The sequence below is a fragment of the Terrimicrobium sacchariphilum genome (assembly GCF_001613545.1).
GTDB lineage: Bacteria > Verrucomicrobiota > Verrucomicrobiia > Chthoniobacterales > Terrimicrobiaceae > Terrimicrobium > Terrimicrobium sacchariphilum.
Genome location: NZ_BDCO01000002.1, coordinates 1,812,330 through 1,832,600, shown reverse-complemented (window position 1 = coordinate 1,832,600; position 20,271 = coordinate 1,812,330). Strand labels below are relative to the sequence as shown.

Sequence of the window (20,271 nt, the reverse complement as noted above, 5' to 3'; positions counted from 1 at the left end):
TCGCACCGGGCTAAAGCTTTTCGTAAACGCCTTTGTCCCGCTTTTCGTAGACGGCAAATCCGGCCTTTTTGGCATCGGAAACCGAGAGCGGTTTGGAAATCGCAGGGGTGTTGACCGAAGAGATCACCTTTTTTACCGGGCCACGACAGACCGGGCACTGCGTGAGAGCAGGGCGTGACACAGGGCGTCGAAGCTCAAAGCCCTTGCGGCAAACCGGACAACCTCCCTCAACTGCCACGTATTCGTAGATCGGCATGCGAGTACCATTGCATATCCCACCGGGAGATGCAGGCAAAATGAAAACGCCACCGGGCTTGCGCCTGGTGGCGTTTCAAAAGGGATTATTTTAGGATTACCAGCTCGACTTGGTCACTCCGGGGATCATGCCGGAGGAGGCCAGTTCGCGGAAGGTGATGCGGGAGATCTTGAAGCGGCGCATGTAAGCGCGGCGACGTCCGCTCACCAGGCAGCGATTGACCAGACGGGTCGGGCTGGCATCACGCGGCAGCTGGGAAAGCGAGGCGTAATCGCCCTTCGCCTTGAGCTCAGCTCGGAGCTCGGCGTACTTCTCAACTGTCTTGCGCTTGCGGCTGTCGCGCTCATGCCATGATTTCTTTGCCATAAGGGTGAACGCCCAAAGTATCGAAATCAGCAAACTTGGCAAGACCTTTTCTCAGTCTTTCTCACCTGCCTACACTGCCGGTTGTTGTTGGGTGAGGCAATGGAAGGCTCCCAACCCCCATATGAGCTCCCGGCAATCGATCGGAACGATCTCCCTGGTCGGAAAGACCTCCTTCAAGACCGAGGCCGCCCAGGCGTCGTTGGTATCCTGATAGACCGGCAGCAGCACGCTGGTGTTGGCGATGTAGAAATTCGCATAGCTCGCGGGCAGGCGCTGCCCGTCGCGGGCGATGCGGGCTGGCATGGGGAGTTTGATGACATTGAGCGGACTCCCGTCCTTGAGATTCATCGTCTGAAGGCGCTCAAAATTCACACGCAACGGTTCAAAGTTCGGATCATCCTCATCCTCCTCCACGACAGTCACCACCGTATCCTCGGAGACAAACCGGGTGATGTCGTCGACATGCCCGTCGGTATCGTCGCCCTCGATGCCATCACCGAGCCAGAGCACCTGAGACACGCCGAGGCATTCGCGGAGTTTCGTTTCGATCTCGCTGCGATTGAGATGCGAGTTGCGGTTCGGGTTGAGCAGGCAGGATTCCGTGGTGAGCACGGTTCCCTTGCCATTCACCTCGATGGAGCCGCCCTCGAGGATGAAATCATCATATTCGAAAACCGGCACGCCCAGCTTCTTCCCCATGTGAGTGGCGGCTTCATCGTCCTCCTCGAAGGGCGAGAGCTTGTAGCCCCAGGCGTTGAAGCCGAAGTTGATCGCAGCCAGCCTGGGCGCGTCTTTCTTTACCACAAAGATCGGGCCATGATCGCGGCACCACGGCTCGTTCGTGGCGATATGGAAAAACTCCAGGCGCTCCGGCGGGGCGCCCTTGAGCAGCCCGCGCACCTGTTTTTCCTGCTCCGCATCCTTGACGTTGATACGGACAATCTCGGAGTGGGCGAGAGCTTCCGCCATCTTGACAAAGGCGGGAATGACCTTGGCGTAGGCGCCGGGAAAACTGTTGCCTTCGGGATGCGGCCACGAAATCCAGGTGGCTTCGTGCGGCTGCCATTCGGCGGGCATGGCGTATCCCTGTTTGGCGGGGGTACTCGTGGACATGGGTAGAATGTACCCCGGGTTCACCAAATGAAAACAAGCCGTTTTTTGTAACATCGAAAAGCCCTGCAACGGGGCTGGAAATTTGCCGTGGCGTGGGTATTCTGATCGTTTCTCCCGATGCCAAACGTCTACATCAAAACCTACGGCTGCCAGATGAACGAGCGCGACTCCGACCATGTCGCCCGCTCCCTCGTCGCCCGGGGTTATCAGATGGTGAACGATGAGCAGGACGCCGACGTGATCCTGCTGAATACGTGCAGCGTTCGCGACATGGCCGAGCAAAAGGCCATTGGAAAAATGGGAATGCTGCAACGGTTGCGCGAAAAACGCCCGCATCTGGTCTTTGGTTATCTGGGATGCATGGCCCAAAGTCGTGGTGAGGAGTTGCTGAAAACCTCACCGAATGTGGACCTCGTCGCGGGAACGCAGAAATTTCACCGCGTGGCGGATTATGTGGACGAGTTGATCCGCCGCAAGATGGAGACACGCATGGACAATGAGCGCCTCGCTATCGTGGATGTTGAGGAAGAGGCGGGCTCGCAATCGCATATCCGAGAGCATCTCGATGCCGCCCAGCAGGCCACGGCGTTTGTCTCGATCATGCAAGGGTGCAACATGCATTGCGCGTTTTGCATCGTGCCGCAGACCCGGGGCGCCGAGCGCGGCCGGACCATCGAAGACATCGTGACCGAGGTACGCGGACTGGCTGCCCAAGGGGTTCGCGAAGTCACCCTTCTCGGCCAGATCGTCAATCTTTACGGTCGGCATGAATTTGAGAAACGCGACGGGATCAGCCCGTTCGTCCAGTTGATCGAGGCGGTCTGCGCGGTGGAGGAGATCGCCAGAGTGCGCTTCACCTCCCCTCACCCCATTGGGTTCCGGGAGGATCTGGTCAACGCCTTCAACCGTCTGCCCAAGCTCGTCGAGCACGTACATTTGCCCCTGCAGAGCGGATCCGACCGCATCCTGAAGGCCATGCGCCGCGGCTATACCGCCGAAAAATACCTCAAGCTGGTTGAGCGTCTGCGTGAAGCACGACCGGGAATCGCGATCACCACGGACATCATCGTCGGCTTTCCCGGCGAGACCGAGGAGGATTACCAGCAGACAAGGCAGCTGGCTGAGACCGTCGGGTTTGACCATGGGTTTATCTTTCGGTATTCGCCCCGGCGTGACACCCCGGCGGCAACCATGGGTGACCAGCTACCGGAAGACGTGAAGGAAGCCCGCAACCAGGACCTTCTTTCTGTCATCAACAAATCGTCCCGGGAAAAGCTGGATGCCCATGTCGGCCAGCGGGTGGAAATCCTCTGCGAAGGCCCGAGCAAGACCAACGCGGAACGCCTGACCGGCCGCACCCGTACGAACAAGGTGGTCGTCTTCGAGGGTGCTCCCCGGCACATCGGCCAGGTCTTCGACGTGCAGATCGTCTCCGCCTCGACATCCACCCTGTATGGCGATCCCGCCCTGCTGTAAGGTCCGGGCTCGGGAATTCGATCTGAAGCGTACGCTGGAAAGCGGTCAGGTCTTTCATGCCATGCCGGTCGGAAAAGGCTGGCAGGTGCTGGCGGATCGCACGCCTTTTTACATCGAGCAGGACGGCGAGTGGCTCCTCGTGGAAGAAGGGAGGGAGGAGTTGATAGCCAGGTACTTCTCTTTCGATCACCCGCTGGAGGTCATCTACGAGGAGTTCCCCAAGGACTCCTTCAGTACTGCGGCTCTGCACTCGTGCCGCGGGTTGCGCATCATCCGCCAGCCTCGCTGGGAGTGCGTCGGCACCTTTATTACCTCTCCGATGAAGCAGGTGAGCCATATCCGGCAAATCTCCCTCACCCTGCGCGAACGGTATGGGAAAAAGGTTCCAGGCTCCTTGATCAACGCGTATCCCACTCCAGACGCGCTCGCCGCCTTGAAGGAGGAGGATTTGCGGGACTGTAAACTGGGGTTCCGTGCCAAGGGACTCCTCGGCACCGCGCGCGCTGTGGCGGAAGAAACCATCGACCTTGAGGCCATTGCATCGCTGCCCACCCCGGAAGTACGCAAGGCTCTCTGCACTCTCCCCGGAGTCGGACGCAAGGTGGCCAACTGCATCCTGCTCTTTGCCTACGAACGTCTGGATGCCGTGCCCGTCGATGTGTGGATCGGTCGCATCCTCCTCGCCATGCGCAAACGCAAGGGTTCGAACCTCACCCTGGAGAAATATTCCGCCCGGAAATTCGGCATCTACGCGGGATATGTGCAGCAATATCTTTTCCACCACGCCCGAATCACCAAGACTCTGCCCGCAGCATGAAGTGGTTGTACGGAGAAGATACGCCGGAAAGGCGCAAGGTCGCGATTGCCCTCGCGATCTCCATCCTCCTGCATCTGCTGCTCATCCTCATGGTGGCTGCGGCTATCATGTACCGCCCCGCGCCCGTTCCTGAGGATCAGACAGTTGAACTCACCATTGTCGAGCCCCCTCCTCCGACACCTCCGCCCCAGGTGACCAAGCCCATCTTCGTCGACAGCACCGATTCCCAGCCGTCGGAAACTCCGCCCAAGAACTCCCCCTTTGAATCGGATCGGGATACCAAGGGAGCATCCGAGCAAACCAGCTCCGTCCAGGCTCCCATCCCGACCCAGGACGGCGAGGATTCGCCGGGCATGGAATTGCGTAACCGCGAGTATACGGATAGCCAGAGGCCCGGCCAGCAGGTGCCTCCGCCTTCTCAGCAACAGCAGGCCCAACAACCGCAATCGCAGCAGGCGCAACAACAGCCAACGCCCCAACCGACAGCGACCCCCACGCCGCGCCCGGTAATGACTCCCCGGCAAACCACACCCCTTGCCCTGCTGGAGCCTACTCCTACAGCCACGCCGACCCCGCGACCAACTCCGCCACAGCCTCAACAACCTCAGCAGCAGCCAACACAGCAGACTGCCCAACAGCCCCCGCAGCCGCAGCAGCCTCCCCAACCCCCGGGCGCTCCCGGTTACCAACCGCAGACACGTATTACACGGCTCAAGGGCAATATCTCCAACCGCGGCCGCGCCTCTCTGGAAGCCACGGGAACGCCTCTGGGCAGGTACAAAAAGATGATTTCGGACGCCATCGGCTCCCGCTGGTACTACTACGTGAGGCAGGACATGAGCCTGCTTAATGTGGGTACTCTGAGGGTGAGCTTCGTCGTCCGGCAGGACGGAAAAATCGAGCAATTGAAGGTGCTGGAAAACACCTCCAATGAAAGCTTTGCGTCTTGCAGTGTACGGGCAATCAGTGATGCTGAGATCCCGCGCATCCCGCCGGAACTCGTCCCCTTGCTCGAGGGCGGGCGCATTGAAATCGAATACTCGTTTACTATTCTCGGTAATTGACCATGGAACTACTCCCGCTCGCCTCGATCATTCAAGGAGCCCTGGATTTCTTCATCAAGGGAGGCTTCTTCATGCTCCTCCTGCTGATCCTATCCGTGATCTCTGTCACGGTAATGATCCTGAGAGGTACTGCCATTCGCCGAAACGCGGTTCTTCCCCCGTCAATCAGCGCAGAAATTGAGCGCCTGCAACCGGGCGACAGCCTTGAGCCGCTGCAAAAGCTCATCAAACAGAACCCCTCCGCTCTCGGTCGTATCGTAAATACCGTGATCAGCCACCTCTCCTGGCCGCGCGGCGAGACGATCGAAGCCGTCCAGACTCGAGCCCGCCACGAGGTGGCGCGGCTGGAAGCCGGTCTCGTCGTCCTGGAGATCGCCACCGGCATCGCTCCGCTGCTCGGCTTGCTCGGTACTCTCTCCGGTCTGGTAGGCATCTTTGCCTCCATCGGGTCCGATCCCGTGCTGGTCGCACGGGGAATTGCTGAAGCGCTGAACACCACGATCGCGGGCCTCGGAGTGGCGGTTCCCTGCCTGGTTACCTATAATCACTTTCAACGCCGTATCGAGGTTATGAGCGTGGAGATGGAGTCGATGGTTTCCGATCTCATCGCCAAGTGCTATCCCCAGCACGGCGCATAAACCAGGAGACCGGTCCATGCGGTTCTATACCCGAAAGAAAAAGGCGCCCTCGGTCATCATTGTCTCGCTGATCGACATCCTGGCCATCCTGCTCATCTTTTTCATCGTCACGACGACGTTCCAAAAGAACCAGCCGACGATGAAGATCAATCTCCCTGACTCAAAGACGGCCGAAGCCGGACCAGCCGAGAAAAACGCCCCCGTCCTCCTGGAAGTCAAAAATGCCGATGCCATCACGCTGGACGGCAAGCCTGTTGCTCTCGCCTCACTTGCCGACACGCTCAAGCAAGCCCGGCAACAACATCCGGAGCGATCCATAGCAATGAAGGCCGATCGTGAAGCGCCATTCGGCGTGGTCGTGCAGGTCCTCGATGCCCTCAAAGAGGCGGGCATCAGCAATATCCCGGCATTCACCCAACCGCCAAACACTCCCTGACCATGATCCTCGAGATAGTCGAATATGGGCATCCCGCCCTGCGAGCCAAAGGACGCAATATCGAAAAGATCGACCGCGATCTTCTGCAACTGATCTCCGACATGCTCGAAACGATGTATGAGGCCGATGGCGTGGGACTCGCGGCCCAGCAGGTCGGCCGCCCCCTCCAGCTTTGCGTCATCGATGTCGACGGCATCAAGGACCGCCCGAGTACCATGTGGGTGGATGGCAAAAAGGTCGCTCTGGAAGAGTACATGCCCATGGTCCTTATCAATCCCGAGCTGGAACTCATCGGCAAACCCAAGGCTGGAGTCGAGGGCTGCCTCAGCTTTCCCGGCATACGCGCCGACATCGATCGCCCGCCTCGGGTCAAGGTCAAGGCCATCGATGCCGAGGGTCAGGCCCTGAACTTTGAAGCTGATGGACTCCTCGCTCGCGCGGTCCAGCACGAGTATGACCACCTGCAGGGCGTGCTTTTCATCGATCGCATGTCGGACAAGGATCGCAAGGCGCTTAATTTCTAGACCGGAGGGATGATTCCCGTCTTTTACACGCTTGCATTAGGTATCGTGCTGTGGGTTTCGCGCGGCATGTACCATTGGGGCGCGATCGTCGTGCTGGCTCTGGCGACGATCCTCTTTTTCTTCAGCTACCGGCTCGCAAAATATCGGGAAGAGAGTGTGCCCAAGGTCATCTCGGGAGCGACGTTGCTTTTTATCGGTCTCGCCATCATCCAACCCAGGATCATGTATGTGCCGGTCGCGATGCCCATGGTCGCCAGTTATTTCGCGATCAAGCTCACCCTGCTTATCGCGCTGATCGTGTATGCCGTCGGCCTGGCGCTCTCGGAGCGGCGTCGGTACTGGGCATTCGTGGCCGTGATCATTCTGCTGTTTTACACGCAGTTTCTCACCCTCATGGCATCGCCAGATCCTCAGATCGATGTCTTCATGATCGACCGGGACGCTGTCGGATATCTTTTCACCGGGCAGAACCCGTACTCGATCGAGTTTCCGGATATGTACTCTGGAGCCTACGACTACGTGCCCCGCTTCACCTACTGGCCGGGTTTGCTTCTCTTTACCATCCCGACATGGCTGCTGGGTGACATCCGATACGCGACGGTGATCTGCACCGCGCTCGCTGCTGTCTGCTTTTACTGGCTCAACCGCACAGCGGGTCGCAATGTCACGGAAAGCCAGCAAGGCGCTCTGCTCTTTCTCAGCTTCCCTGTCGGGCTTTTCATGCTGGAACAAGCCTGGGTGGACACCATTCCCGCCGCCCTGACAGTGCTCACTGCCGTCCTCTTGATCAAACAGCGCTGGCTGCTCGCCTGCGCCGTGCTCGGAGTGATCGTCACAACAAAACAATACGGCTTCCTCGTGGCCGTACCCTCATTGATCTACATCCTTCGTTCAGTCGGGTGGAGAAAAGCCCTGCAAGGCGCCGGGGTGATGGCCCTCACATGCGCACTCATTTTCGGCCCATTCCTCCTCTGGGATATCAAAGGCTTCCACACCAGCACGATCGACCTTCTCATCGGAATGCCATTCCGGGACGATGCCTTGTCGATCGTCGCACTTTGCAAAAGAACACTCGGTTTCTGGCTGCCTGGACTTCTGCTGCTCGCGATCTACATCGCCATTCTCAGTGCAGGCGCCCTCTATCTTCTGGTGAAGCGCTCCTGCACACTTTGGGACTGGGCATTTACCCTGGTCGCAATTCACTCTGTGATGTTCCTCTTCGGCAAACAGGCGTTTTGCAACTACTACTACATGCTGGCGGTGTTCGTCATGATCATGGTGGCACTCCGTCCCAAGCCCGGTTCCCCTTCGCATGTCTAGCACGATCCTTTCCAACGATAGCAGGAGTTCCTTATGAAGCGTGGCTGGCTGAAATGGCTTTTTCCGGTCGTTCTCTTAAGTATCCTGGGAGCATTCTGGATAGCGCAACCTCCTTCCAACCAGGAGATGCTGGCAAACGTCGCCCGCGCTATTGACATCAAGGACGGCTGGAACAGCGGGAGCGGACCGGCCTGGTGGACATCGAATTTTCTGCAAGGCAGTTCGCTTGCGCCGTTGATCAGCCATACAGTGACGAGCCTGTGGCTATTGGCCGCGTCGGCCATCGGTGGCATCTTTGCTGGACCAAAGGTGGGCGGGATGCTCTGCCTGCTCATTGCGATGTTCGGCGTCTGCGGCTGGATTCGTCGCCTCACCGGCAATCCTCTGTCCGGAACGATAGCCTCCTTTGCATTCCTCCTCACCGCATCGATCTATGTCCGCCTCGGTGGGGTGGAGCATATGGTGTTTGTCGCGGCTTTTGCTGTCATTCCTTTTGTCATGTGGAGCGCCACAGCGATGGCGGAGCGCTCCACCTTCCTAAATGCCCTGCTATTCAGCGGGGCTCTTTCCCTCCTCCTCCTCACGTATGGAAAGGCCGCAGCGCTCCTCGCTCCCGCCCTGTTTTTCTACCTCGCCATAGTGATTCTCTGGAAGCAGCGCACGTGGCATGTCGCGGCCGCGCCGTGGTTGCTGGCAATCATCGTCATCTCCCTCCTCGGCGTGCTGCCCAACCTGCCGGCCGTACGGGAAATGCGCTTTGTCACGCTTTTTGAAATCGCCCCTTTCCAGGGCTGGCTGCGTGCCTTTTCCCTGAAATCGAACCTGCTGTGGCTGGACCGGGATGGGCTGCTCTCCTCCGGCATGAAAGCAGTCTTCGCTCCGACGACGGCGCAGGGCGGCAACTATCTCGGGCTCGTTCCCGCAATCATTCTGGGAGCCGTCCTTCTGCTCAAGCCTGCAGCGCTCTACGACAGCGTGGCAGGAAAGGCCTGCCGGCTCTGCATCGCCCTGTTTCTCTTTCTGCACTGGCTGTCCTTCGGGCCGTTCTCGATTCTCACTGGCCAGTTGGAATTCCTGAAACTCGCCGTCACGGCCAACGATGTGGCGGTGCCCATTTCATGGGTGCTCTTTCTCATCCAACCCTGGATTATCTTTTCCCTCCTGCCCAGGAGCCTTGCCGGGCGCGCAGGCATCGGAGCGGTCTTTTGCGCGATCTATCTCCTCGTGCCGGGATTCCGCCTGATCGGCTGGCTTCCCTTTTACGCCGACCTCAGAGCTCCTCATGATTTCTCCCAGATCATCGGGATTTTCTTTCTCGCGGGAGCGACCGGCACCGCGGGATATCTGCTTTACCTGATCCTGCCTTCCCGCTTTCCCAAATGGGCGGTGGGCGCCGCAGCTCTTGTCCTGGCAGTTGCCGACACCTCGGCCTACTTCAAGCCATTCTTCCAGAGTCCGCTGGATCGCCAGACGTTCACAGACTTTCTGGCTACGCAGGAATTCCTGAAAAAAGCCCCGAAGGCGGGATGGGTCTATCCCATGTCGGGCCGATATTTCTATCTGCTGACGCCCCATCTTTCCGGTCGAGGGCTTAACAATGAGGCCTTCAACGCCTATCTCATGCAGCGCGGAATGAGCTACCTGCAGTCCGTCGCATGGATCTCTCCCGATTACCTGCAAGCCTATCTCAAGATCGGCGGCATCGCTTACGTCCTGATCGACAAAAAGGACCCTGATCTCGATACGGAAACGCAGGCGAAGTTCTCCCGGATGCTCCCGACCGCATTTGAAAACGAGCATTTTCTCGTGTTGGAAAATCCGGCCGCGCTCTTCCCCGCCTTCATGGCGCACGAATACGTCGATGGCGACGTCAAGATGGCCGAGTTTGCCCAGGCCTCCCTGCGGCTCGCCAAGGTGGAATCGATCGCCGTCCTGCCCCAGGATGAGCCGATCCCTGGCAGGATCGGTCGACTGGAAAATGATGGTTACGTCTTGAATGAAAGGTCCAATCCTTCGATGCCCAGCCTCTCGCCGGTTTCCCCGGAAACCCGGTTCGGATACCGTACGATCTCGCTGCCCACGGTTCCCTCCCCGGGCTGGCTTGTATTACCTCTCGCCTTTCATCCGGACTGGCGGGCAACCATCGACGGCCGCACGGCAGGGACGGACGAGGTCGATGGCGCTCTTCTCGGGCTCTACGTGCCTCCGGGCGCCAAAAGCGTGGAGTTTCGGTTTGCGCCTCCCTGGTGGTACGGCGCAAGCCTGGCACTCAGTGCTCTGGGATGGCTCGGGTGGTTGGGTGTTGTCGCCATCGGACTTTTACCAAAATCTCCCGCACCCGGCTTCAAATCGCTTCTGATATCGGATAGACCGACTGGGATAACCTCGCCCAACGCGGGTCCGGCAGAGCGGGTTCCCATCCGTCGGGCAGTCGTGATCATCCCGACCTACAACGAAATCCGAAGCCTCCCCGTCACGCTGGCCAAGGTGCTGTCGGCAGACTCGAGAGTGGATGTCCTCATCGTCGATGACAACTCTCCCGACGGCACTGGCGACTGGGTAAAGAAGCACGAACTATTTGGCCAGCGCATCCATCTCCTCGCTCGATCAGGCAAGCTCGGGCTGGGCAGCGCATATCGCGATGGCTTTAGCTGGGGTATAGAGCATGGCTACGAGGCTTGCCTCGAGATGGACGCCGATCTTTCTCACGATCCGGCAGATGTGCCTCACCTGATCGACGCTCTCGATGGGGGAGCAGATGTCGCGATCGGCTCCCGATATCTCCACGGTGTGCGCGTCATGAACTGGCCGGAGCATCGACTGCTCCTGAGCACGACGGCATCGCGCTATGTCCGCGCAGTCACCGGACTCCCGCTGACCGATGCGACCAGCGGCTTCAAGGCGATTCGCACCTCTGTGCTTCGTCCGCTGGATTGGAAGAAATTCAAGACCGAGGGCTATGGCTTCCAGGTCGAACTCCACTATTTCCTCTGGCAGGCAGGAGCGAGGCTCGTCGAGGTCCCGATCGTGTTCACCGAGCGCCGCGATGGAGAGACCAAGATGACCATCGGCATCGCGATCGAGGCAGCTCTGCGCACCCTCCAACTGGGCCTCGCGACGAAGAATCCAGCCCAGACTCCCAAGGAATCGAATCATGAATAAGCGTCGAATTTTCTCCCGCGCCGACTGGCTCTGTGGATTGGGAGCATTCCTCGTCTCCCTGGCGGTATATGGTTACACCGCAGCCCCCAATGTCACCTTGCTCGACTCAGGGGAGTTTCTCGTCGCCGCAGGGCATTTCGGCGTGCCGCATCCGACCGGATATCCGCTGTGGACATTCACCTCCTGGCTCTTCCAACTTCTGCCACTCGGCAACATGGCCTGGGAGGTCGCTGTGTGGAGCGGAGTTTGCACGGCGGGAGCTGTCGGCATCGCCGCCATGATGAGCAACAACATCCTGCGATGGATGGGCTTTTTCGGGGAAGCCGGTCAACGCTGGGCCAACATCGTCATATCCGGCTCTTTCGCCCTGACTCTTGCCTTCAGCTTCTCGGTTTGGTCGCAGGCAGTCATCGCGGAGGTCTACGGCCTGCATGCCCTGATGACGGCGATCTTTCTCCTGCTGCTCTACCGGTGGGTGCATGGCCCGCAACGGGACAGCCTCATGATCGGAGCCTTCTTTGTCCTGGCTCTCTCATTTGGCAATCACCATCTCACGCTCGTCCTTTCCCCGCTGCCTTTTCTCCTCATCCTCCTCCTGCGCCGCCGTGCATTTTGGGACTGGCTGCTCGCTGCCATGGTCACGGCGCTCCTTGTTTATCTGGGCTTTGCCATCCTTTCAGGCGATGTCCTGGTCCTTAAAACCGCCATCCGCCTCGCCTATTGCGTTGCAATCGGAGGAGCATTTCTGCTCTGGAAGCGACGACTGCGCATCCGGGTCAAGTTGATCGCATTTCTTCCCTTTGCGGTAATCGCGGGACTTCTTTCCTATGTGTACATGCCGCTGGCATCGTCCACGAATCCGCCGATGAACTGGAGCTACACGCGAGAGGCGCAGGGATTCTTCTATTCCATCAACCGCTCCCAATATCAAGGGCCGCTGACAGAACAGAGCATCAAGACTCTCGGGCGCTTCATGGGCACCTATCCGGGCGAGCAAACGAAGCCCAAGGCTGGAGAGGTGGAACGCAGCAAGCGGGAAGTGCTCGTGGAGTGGGCTGGATTCTTCTGGCTTCAGCTCAACCGGTCTTTCACGCCATTCAGCATCATCTTTTACTTTTGCTCCATCCTGGCTGCCCTCCGACTGTCGCTCAACCGCCGCACCTGGATCTATCTGCTACACATCGCATTTGTTCTCGCCGCGTTCCTTCAGCCCATCCTGGACGGTGCCAAGATCGACGCTGACGGGTGGTGGCTGCAAATGCCGTATCACACCTATACCAACCTCATCTTCTCACTGCTGTGCGTGATGGGCGGCGGCTACCTGCTCGATGCATTGACGCGGAGACGGACGAAGCTCATCTGGATCACGGCGCTCCTTCCGATCATGCCGGCCTACGGTTTCCTGGTGAATTTCTCCGAGGCCAGCCAGAGAAATCACTGGTTTGGCTGGATGTTTGGCCATGACATGCTGAAGGACCTGCCCAAGGGGTCCATCGTGATTGGCGGTTCGGATCCCGGGCGCTTCGTCCCGACGTACATGATTTTCGGGGAAAGCCCGCAGCCAGCTGCGCTCAAGCGTGACCCGGGCTTTGATCGACGCGACCTTTACATCATCACCCAGAACGCGCTCGGTGAGTCCAACTACATGAAGTATCTGCGGGATCACTACACGACCGCGCGTCCGAAGCCGAAGAACGCCTTTGAGAAATGGCTGGGCCGGGAAAACACCTACCCGCAGGAAACCATAGCTCTCCCCTCTCCCGAGGAGTGCAAGGTCATCACCGAAGATGCAAAAAAGACGGCCTCCAAGGAAGAGCAGGCAGATTACTCCTTTGAAATGGGAGCCATCCTGAAATGGATTTGGGAGAAAAACAAGGACCGGCACGACTTCTTCATCGAGGAGAGCTTCTCCATCCCGTGGACCTATGACTACGCGATACCGCATGGCCTTGTTTACCAGCTAAGCAAGACAAAGCTGGACCGCATCCCGCCAGAAGCGGTCGCCAGGGATTTTGCCTTTTGGAAGGATTACAAAGCCAAACTCCTCAACGATCCCTCATACGCCAGCGACTACGACGCCCAGCGTTCCTTCTCGAAACTGCGACAGACGATTGGCAACATCTACAAGTATCGCAAAATGAAGGATGAGGCGATCCGTGCGTATTTTGAAGCGCTTGAGCTCTGGCCGGAAAACATCGAAGTCATTGCAGTGCTGACTCGCCTGCTGTGGGACAAGGGAGACTTCGACACCAGCATCGCGCTCTTCCAGAAGGCGCTGGAAAAGGACTACAACAATCTCCCGCTCTGGCGTCTCGCCATCATGGCTGAGGAACGCAAGAAAACAGAGGGAGAGATACGCGGGCTCAAGGACACCCTCGCACAGCAGCCCCGCAACCGCGAAATCGTCGACAAGCTGATCGAGCTCTATTCCCGAGTCGGAGAGTCGGAAAAGGCTGAGGCAGTCGTCAACAAAGGTACCAACGACCTGGCGGACGATCCCGCTATGCTGAGAATTGCTGTCACCTACTACGGAGTAAATAGCAAGTGGCAGGATGCTCTGGCGCCGGCAGAACGATTGATTCGGATCGAACCGACCAATGCGCAAAACTTCCTCCTGCTCGCCCGCGTCTATTATTCGCTAAACAAGAAGAAGGAATTCTACGACACTGCACGAAAAGCCATCGAGATCGGCGGCGTCAGCATGCGTGAGCAAATCCTCAATGACGACTTCTTCAAGTCGTGGAGGAATGAGCCGGAATTCCAGAGCCTCGCCCAGCCCGGAGGGAACCTCTCACCAGGCGGTGGAGTTCCCCCGAGCAGCGGGACTCAACCTGCGACTTCCTCGACGGAAGGGCAGGAGCACATGATGTTGCGGTCGCCGTAGACGTTGTCCACTCGGGCAACGGCGGGCCAGAACTTGTGCTCGCGCAAGCGCGGCACCGGATAGGCGGCGCGTTCGCGGCTGTACGGATGCGCCCAGTCGTCAGCGATCACGGCCTGCGCCGTGTGCGGAGCGTTCTTGAGCGGATTGTCCGTCTTGGAAAGCGTTCCCAGCTCGATCTCGACGAGCTCCTGGTGAATGGCGATGAGCGCATCGCAGAAACGATCCAGCTCGGCCTTGGATTCACTCTCGGTTGGCTCGATCATGAGCGTGCCGGGTACCGGCCAGCTCATGGTCGGAGCGTGGAAGCCGTAATCCATCAGGCGCTTGGCCACATCCTCCACCTCGATCCCGGCGCGCTGCTTCCACTCGCGGAAGTCCACGATGCACTCGTGCGCAACGCGGCCCTGCGATCCTTTGTAAAGGATCGGGAAATACTTCTCCAGGCGGGCGGCGATGTAGTTCGCGTTGAGAATGGCGGCTTCGGTCGCCTCGACGAGACCGTTCGGTCCCATCATGGCGATGTACATCCAGGATATGACGAGGATGCTCGCGCTACCCCAAGGGGCCTGGGCGATTTCGCCAACGGTGTGTTCGCGTCCGAGGCTGATCACGGAGTGACCGGGCAGGAAGGAAGCCAGATGCGCCGCGACGCAGATCGGCCCGACACCGGGACCGCCTCCGCCGTGCGGAATGCAAAAGGTCTTATGGAGATTCAGGTGGCAGACGTCCGCGCCGATGTCGCCCGGACGGCAGAGGCCGACCTGGGCATTCATGTTGGCGCCGTCCATGTAAACCTGACCGCCTGCGGCGTGAACCTTGGCGCAGATCGCCTTGATGCCCTCCTCGAAGACGCCATGCGTTGACGGATAAGTCACCATGAGCGCGGCGAGGGAATCGCGGTGCGCCTCGATCTTCTTGTCGAGGTCGGCCACGTCGATGTTGCCGAGCGCATCACACGCCACCGCCACCACCTTGAGACCGGCCATGACGGCGCTGGCGGGATTGGTGCCATGCGCGGAGGTCGGGATCAGACAGATATTGCGCTGGGTTTCGCCCTTGGAATGAAGGTAGGCGCGGATCGCGAGCAGGCCCGCGTATTCGCCCTGGGAACCGGCATTCGGCTGGAGCGAAACGGCGGCAAAGCCCGTGATCTCAGCGAGCCAGCGCTCCAACTGTCGGAACATGAGATGATACCCTTTGGCCTGATGCTTCGGGATGAAGGGATGCAAACCGCCGACCTTTTCCCAGGTGACCGGGTACATCTCAGCTGCCGCATTCAGCTTCATCGTGCAGGAGCCGAGTGGAATCATCGAGGTCGTGAGCGACAAGTCGCGCGACTCGAGGCGCTGGATGTAGCGCAGCAGTTCCGTTTCCGTATGATAGGAATTGAAGACCGGATGGGTAAGAAACTCGCTCGTACGCTGCTGGGCGGCGGGAATGATCTCGGCGACCTCGGCAGCCACGTCCTCAGGCGTCAACTCAAAGAGATCGAGCAGGGCCGAGATGTCGTCGCAGGTTTCGTCCAGCGTCAGCGTGATCGCGTGCTCGTCGAGCTTGCGGAGATTGATGCCGCGAGACTCGGCCAGACGCAGGAGGTCCTTCGCATAGTCACCCGCCAGCCATAGCCGAATGGTGTCGAAGTAGGGCCCCTGATGAACCGCCCATCCCCTCGCCTGCAGGGCAGCCGCGAGTTTACGGGTCGTTCCATGGATGCGCCGGGCGATACCTTTCAGCCCCTCCGGGCCATGATAGGCCGCGTACATCGAGGCAATGACAGCCAGCAGAACCTGAGCCGTGCAGATGTTGCTCGTCGCCTTTTCGCGACGGATGTGCTGCTCGCGAGTCTGCAAGGTGAGACGCAGGGCCGGACGGCCCTCCGCGTCGCGGGAGATGCCGATCAAACGGCCCGGCATCTTGCGTTTGAACTCATCCTTGGTGGCGAGGAAACCGGCATGAGGTCCGCCGTAGCCATAGGGAACGCCAAAGCGCTGGGCCGAGCCGACCACGATATCCGCGCCGCATTCTCCCGGAGGAGTGATCAGCGTGAGAGCAAGAAGATCCGCCGCCACGATGGCAACAGCTCCTGCCGCGTGGATTTTTTCCACCACGGAACGCAGGTCGTGAATCACGCCGTCGGTCGCCGGGTATTGAACAACCACACCAAAAACGGGTTCTGAGGGAAGCTGGTGGACCGAGCCCACGACAACGCGGATGCCCATGGGCTCCGCGCGAGTGCGCAGCAGCGCGATGGTTTGCGGATGGCAATCCTCCGCGACGTAAAGCGTGTCGCCGCCCTTGATGTCGCGAGCCATCGCCATCGCCTCGGCGGCGGCGGTGGACTCGTCGAGCAGGGAGGCATTGGAAATCTGCATCCCCGTGAGGTCGCAGATCATCGTCTGGAAATTGAGCAGCGCCTCCATGCGACCCTGGGAGATTTCCGCCTGATACGGCGTGTAGGCTGTGTACCAGCCAGGATTCTCCAGGATCTTGCGGCGGATCACCGCGGGAAGATGCGTATTCGCGTAGCCCATGCCAATGAGGCTCTGCTTGAGCTCATTGTGCTCCATGATCTCGGCGAGATCGCTGAGGGCCTTTTCCTCCGAGCGGGCGTCCGGGAGATTGAGCAACTCGCGGCGGCGGATTTCCGCCGGCACGGTTTGATCGATGAGGGCGTCGAGCGTCTCCACACCGATGGTGTGGAGCATTTCTGCGACTTCGGCTGCCGAGGGACCGATGTGACGGCGGGCGAATGGCACCCCGCTCATTTCGCGATCAGCTCACGATAAGCAGCAGCGTCGAGAAGCGCGTCGAGTTCGGACGGGTTGGAGAGCTTGATCTTGAAGATCCAGCCTTCGCCATGCGGGTCGGTGTTGAGCAGAGCCGGATTGTCGACGATGGCGGGATTGATCTCCACGATCTCACCGGAAACCGGAGTGTAAATGTCGCTGGCCGCCTTGACGGATTCCACCACGGCCGCAGCCGACTTGACGCCGAAGGTCTCGCCGACTTTCGGAGGCTCGGCAAAGACGATATCGGTCAGCTCTTCCTGCGCATGATCCGTGATTCCCACCGTACCGATGTCTCCTTCGACTCGGATCCATTCGTGGCTTTCGGCATATTTCAAATCATCGGGAACATTCATGGTTTCGGCTGGTAAAAAGGTTTCTTCACTACGACGGCGCTGTACGCTTTTCCGCGAACTTCAATTTCAAGTTCCTGCCCGACCTTGGCAAGCTCGATTGGCAGATACGCGAGGGCGATTCCCTTTTGGAGACTGGGCGAAAGCGCGCCGCTGGTCGTCTCGGCCACTTTCTTGCCGAAGGCGAGCACCGGGTAGTGCGAACGAATCGGCGGACACTTTCCAATGACCTCGATAGCGGAGAGGCGTTGTGTCAGTCCCTTGGACTTCTGCTCGAGCAGACGCTCGCGGCCGATGAAGTCGCCTTTGAGCACATCCACGAAAAAGCCGAGTCCGGCCTCCAAGGGGGTATGCTCCGGCGAAAGGTCGGAGCCATTGAGCGGATAGCACATCTCCAGGCGCAGGGTATCGCGTGCGCCCAGGCCCGCCGGTACAGCTCCGGCGGCGAGCACCTTGTCCCAGTACTCGGCAGCCTTGGTAGCGGGAACCACGATCTCAAATCCCACCTCGCCCGTGTATCCTGTGATCACGGCGTAAATGTCGCCATGCACCACGATGCGATTGCGTTGCTCCGGAAGAGGCTGCCCAAAGAGCGCCTCGTAAACCGCGCCCGACTTGGGCCCTTGAATCGCCAGAGCAGCGTAGTCGTCGCTCTTGTTGGCAAACTCGATGCCGGGAACGAGATGCTTCCGCATCCAGGCCTCGTCCTCGTCGATCTTAGCTGCGTTGACGATGATGAGAAAACTCTCCTCGCCCATGCGGTAGACGATCAAATCGTCGATCACACCGCCCTGCTCGTTGAGCATGAGCGAATATTGTGCCTGCCCGATCTCCAGCGCCGCGACCTTGTTGGTCAGCAGGCCATCGAGCCAGGCTACGCTACCCGCACCCGAGACGAAAAACTCGCCCATGTGGGAGATGTCGAAAGCTCCACAAGCGGTTCGTACCGTGGAGTGTTCCTGGAGGATTCCGGTGTATTGAACCGGCATCTCCCAGCCGGCAAAGTCCACCATCCGGCCGCCTGCGGCGAGATGGCTATCATATAATGGGGTGCGGCGTGCGCTCACTTCGTGTTCTGGTCGTCGAAATTCAGGTAGGTGTAGGTATTTAAACTCTTTTCGTAGTCGTCGAGAAGCTTCATCGCCTCATTAGGCTTGAGCCGGTCGCCCTTGATGGCAGCGTCGACCTGGGCCTTGATGCGGCGGGCCAGCTCATTGGTGTCCCATTGCGTGAGGGTCAACACCTGCCCGATCGTGCTACCGGGGAGCACCTCCTCGACATAGTAGCCGGCATCCTCGTCCTCATCGAGATAGATGTGCATCTCATTGACGCGGCCAAAGAGATTGTGCATGTCGCCCATGATGTCCTGATAGGCGCCTACGAGGAAGAAACCCATATAGTAGGGCTCGCCGGGAACCCAGCGATGCACAGGCAGGGTTTCCTTCACGTCCTGAAGGTCGACAAACTTGCTCACCTTGCCATCCGAGTCGCAGGTGATGTCGACCATCGTGGCGTTACGGTCGGGAAGTTCGTTGAGTCGCGAAATCGGCATGACCGGGAAAAGCTGGCCGAGCGCCCAGTGATCGAGGAGCGATTGGAAAACGCTGAAGTTGCACAGGAACTGGTCGCCGAGCGCGACTTCCATTTCCTTCACTTCCTCGGGGATGTAACGCATCCCGCGGAACATCGCGACGACCTCCTCGGCAATCTGCCAGTAGACGGTCTCGATGCGAGCCTTGGCGCGAAGGTCGAGCATACCGAGGTCAAACATCGACTGCGCACGCTCACGGATTTCCTGCGCGTCGTGCAGGCTCTCCAGGCGGTTCTTTTTCCCGATGTTCTCGGAAAGTTCGATGATATCCTGCACCAGCGGCGGGTCGCCCGGTTCGGCGGTCACCGTATCGGTGCTAATGGAGTTTTTCTCAATCGAGCCAAAGGTCTCAACGATGAGCACGGAATGGTGGGCCACAATGGCGCGTCCGCTTTCGCTCACGATGGTGGGATGCGCGACATGCTCGGCGTTGCACACCTCCATGACACTGTAAACAATATCGCGGGCGTATTCGTTCAGCGAGTAGTTGGTCGAGCTGTCAAAGGTCGTGCGCGAGCCGTCGTAGTCAACGCCCAGACCGCCGCCGACATCGAGGTACTCGATCTGGTGGCCCATCTTGGAGAGCTTGGCGTAGAAGCGGGAGGCTTCCTTCACCGCGCGCTTGATCGTGCCGATATCGGGCACCTGCGAGCCGACGTGGAAATGGACGAGCTTGAGAGCCTGGGAAAGTCCGTTCTCGGCCAGCATGTCGCTGGCGCGTACAAGGTCGGCGGTCGACAGGCCAAACTTCGCATTCTCACCACCGCTGGTGGCCCATTTGCCAGCGCCCTTGGAAAGCAAGCGCACACGAAGGCCGATCATCGGCTCGACGTTCATGTCGGCAGCTACCTTGAGAATGTGTTTGAGCTCCTCGAGCTTCTCGACCACGAGAATGACGATCTTGCCGAGCTTGCGAGCGACGAGGGCATTGCGAATGAACGACGTGTCCTTGTAGCCGTTGCAAATAATCAGGCTCTCAGGGTCGCTGTGCAGCGCCATGGCGGCAATGAGCTCAGGCTTGCTGCCCGCCTCGATGCCGAAATGCCATGGCTTGCCCGCATCCAGGATCTCCTCCACCACCTCACGCAGTTGGTTCACCTTGATGGGAAATACGCCGCGGTAGACGTTCTGGTAACCGGATTCCGCGATGGCATCGGCGAAAGCGCGGTTGATCGTCTCCACCCGATCACGCAGGAGGTCGTGGAAACGCACGGTCAGCGGAAAACTGAGATTTCGCGACTTGGCTTCGCGGATGATCTCGGTGAGATCGATTTTCTGGTCGCTCGACCCATTCGGCATCACAGTGACGTTGCCGCGTTTATTAACGGTAAAGTACCCTCCGCCCCAACGATCCACGTTGTAGAGAGCAATGGCATCTTCTCGACCAAAATCAGACATGGTCGCGCGCACATAACAGGCTCCGGGCCTACATTTCAATGCATCTTATCGGCCCGCCTCGCGATTTTTTTCCTTTAGGCCAAATCT

Annotated in this window: 16 protein-coding genes; 9 read left to right on the top strand and 7 right to left on the bottom strand. The window is 59.1% G+C overall.

Features of this window, described 5'->3' with window-relative positions; translation table 11 throughout:
• Nucleotides 1-10 precede the first annotated feature (10 nt).
• From TSACC_RS08515 to TSACC_RS08505, 3 genes are all read right to left on the bottom strand, one after another.
• Nucleotides 11-256 (bottom strand): FmdB family zinc ribbon protein, encoded by a 246-nt coding sequence (locus TSACC_RS08515; protein WP_075078911.1) that lies wholly within the window; start codon nt 254-256, stop codon nt 11-13.
• A gap of 96 nt (nt 257-352) precedes the next feature.
• Nucleotides 353-622 (bottom strand): 30S ribosomal protein S14, encoded by a 270-nt coding sequence (gene rpsN, locus TSACC_RS08510; RefSeq protein ID WP_075078910.1) that lies wholly within the window; start codon nt 620-622, stop codon nt 353-355.
• Between the two features lie 69 nt (nt 623-691).
• Nucleotides 692-1,735: an agmatine deiminase family protein gene (locus tag TSACC_RS08505; RefSeq protein ID WP_075078909.1), complete on the bottom strand. Its 1,044-nt coding sequence runs from the start codon at nt 1,733-1,735 to the stop codon at nt 692-694.
• A gap of 117 nt (nt 1,736-1,852) precedes the next feature.
• Between TSACC_RS08505 and miaB the strand changes: the two genes are divergently transcribed.
• From miaB to TSACC_RS08460, 9 genes are read left to right on the top strand one after another with little or no spacing between them, the layout of a single operon-like run.
• Nucleotides 1,853-3,211 carry a tRNA (N6-isopentenyl adenosine(37)-C2)-methylthiotransferase MiaB gene (gene miaB / locus TSACC_RS08500; RefSeq protein ID WP_075078908.1) on the top strand — a complete coding sequence of 453 codons (1,359 nt, stop codon included), beginning with the start codon at nt 1,853-1,855 and terminating at the stop codon, nt 3,209-3,211.
• A complete protein-coding gene (locus TSACC_RS08495; protein ID WP_075078907.1) occupies nt 3,189-4,028 on the top strand; it encodes a DNA-3-methyladenine glycosylase family protein in 840 nt (279 codons plus the stop codon). Before miaB ends, TSACC_RS08495 begins: the two co-directional genes overlap by 23 nt.
• Complete coding sequence (locus TSACC_RS08490) at nt 4,025-5,092, top strand: hypothetical protein (protein ID WP_075078906.1); 1,068 nt, start codon at nt 4,025-4,027, stop codon at nt 5,090-5,092. The genes TSACC_RS08495 and TSACC_RS08490 overlap by 4 nt, the downstream gene beginning before the upstream one ends.
• A 2-nt stretch (nt 5,093-5,094) precedes the next feature.
• Nucleotides 5,095-5,730, top strand: coding sequence for a MotA/TolQ/ExbB proton channel family protein (locus TSACC_RS08485; protein WP_075078905.1), 636 nt, complete (start codon nt 5,095-5,097; stop codon nt 5,728-5,730).
• Nucleotides 5,731-5,746: 16 nt separating this feature from the next.
• Nucleotides 5,747-6,166, top strand: coding sequence for an ExbD/TolR family protein (locus tag TSACC_RS08480; protein ID WP_075078904.1), 420 nt, complete (start codon nt 5,747-5,749; stop codon nt 6,164-6,166).
• 2 nt (nt 6,167-6,168) lie between these two features.
• Nucleotides 6,169-6,690, top strand: coding sequence for a peptide deformylase (def, locus tag TSACC_RS08475; protein WP_075078903.1), 522 nt, complete (start codon nt 6,169-6,171; stop codon nt 6,688-6,690).
• A 9-nt stretch (nt 6,691-6,699) separates the two neighbouring features.
• Complete coding sequence (locus TSACC_RS08470; RefSeq protein ID WP_075078902.1) at nt 6,700-8,010, top strand: hypothetical protein; 1,311 nt, start codon at nt 6,700-6,702, stop codon at nt 8,008-8,010.
• 33 nt (nt 8,011-8,043) lie between these two features.
• Nucleotides 8,044-11,172: a polyprenol monophosphomannose synthase gene (locus TSACC_RS22275; RefSeq protein WP_202815932.1), complete on the top strand. Its 3,129-nt coding sequence runs from the start codon at nt 8,044-8,046 to the stop codon at nt 11,170-11,172.
• Nucleotides 11,165-14,056: a glycosyltransferase family 117 protein gene (locus TSACC_RS08460; RefSeq protein WP_075078901.1), complete on the top strand. Its 2,892-nt coding sequence runs from the start codon at nt 11,165-11,167 to the stop codon at nt 14,054-14,056. Before TSACC_RS22275 ends, TSACC_RS08460 begins: the two co-directional genes overlap by 8 nt.
• Here TSACC_RS08460 and gcvP read toward each other — a convergent pair.
• From gcvP to speA, 4 genes are read right to left on the bottom strand one after another with little or no spacing between them, the layout of a single operon-like run.
• Nucleotides 13,999-16,821, bottom strand: coding sequence for an aminomethyl-transferring glycine dehydrogenase (gcvP, locus tag TSACC_RS08455; protein WP_084400319.1), 2,823 nt, complete (start codon nt 16,819-16,821; stop codon nt 13,999-14,001). The two genes, TSACC_RS08460 and gcvP, sit on opposite strands and share 58 nt — an antisense overlap.
• Entirely contained in the window at nt 16,818-17,198 is a 381-nt protein-coding gene (gene gcvH, locus TSACC_RS08450; RefSeq protein ID WP_075078899.1) for a glycine cleavage system protein GcvH, read from the bottom strand. Before gcvH ends, gcvP begins: the two co-directional genes overlap by 4 nt.
• The gene (gcvT, locus tag TSACC_RS08445; protein WP_075078898.1) at nt 17,195-18,262 is read right to left on the bottom strand and encodes a glycine cleavage system aminomethyltransferase GcvT; all 1,068 of its coding nucleotides are present in this window, start codon (nt 18,260-18,262) and stop codon (nt 17,195-17,197) included. Before gcvT ends, gcvH begins: the two co-directional genes overlap by 4 nt.
• Nucleotides 18,259-20,184, bottom strand: coding sequence for a biosynthetic arginine decarboxylase (speA, locus tag TSACC_RS08440; protein WP_075078897.1), 1,926 nt, complete (start codon nt 20,182-20,184; stop codon nt 18,259-18,261). The genes gcvT and speA overlap by 4 nt, the downstream gene beginning before the upstream one ends.
• Nucleotides 20,185-20,271: the final 87 nt, after the last annotated feature.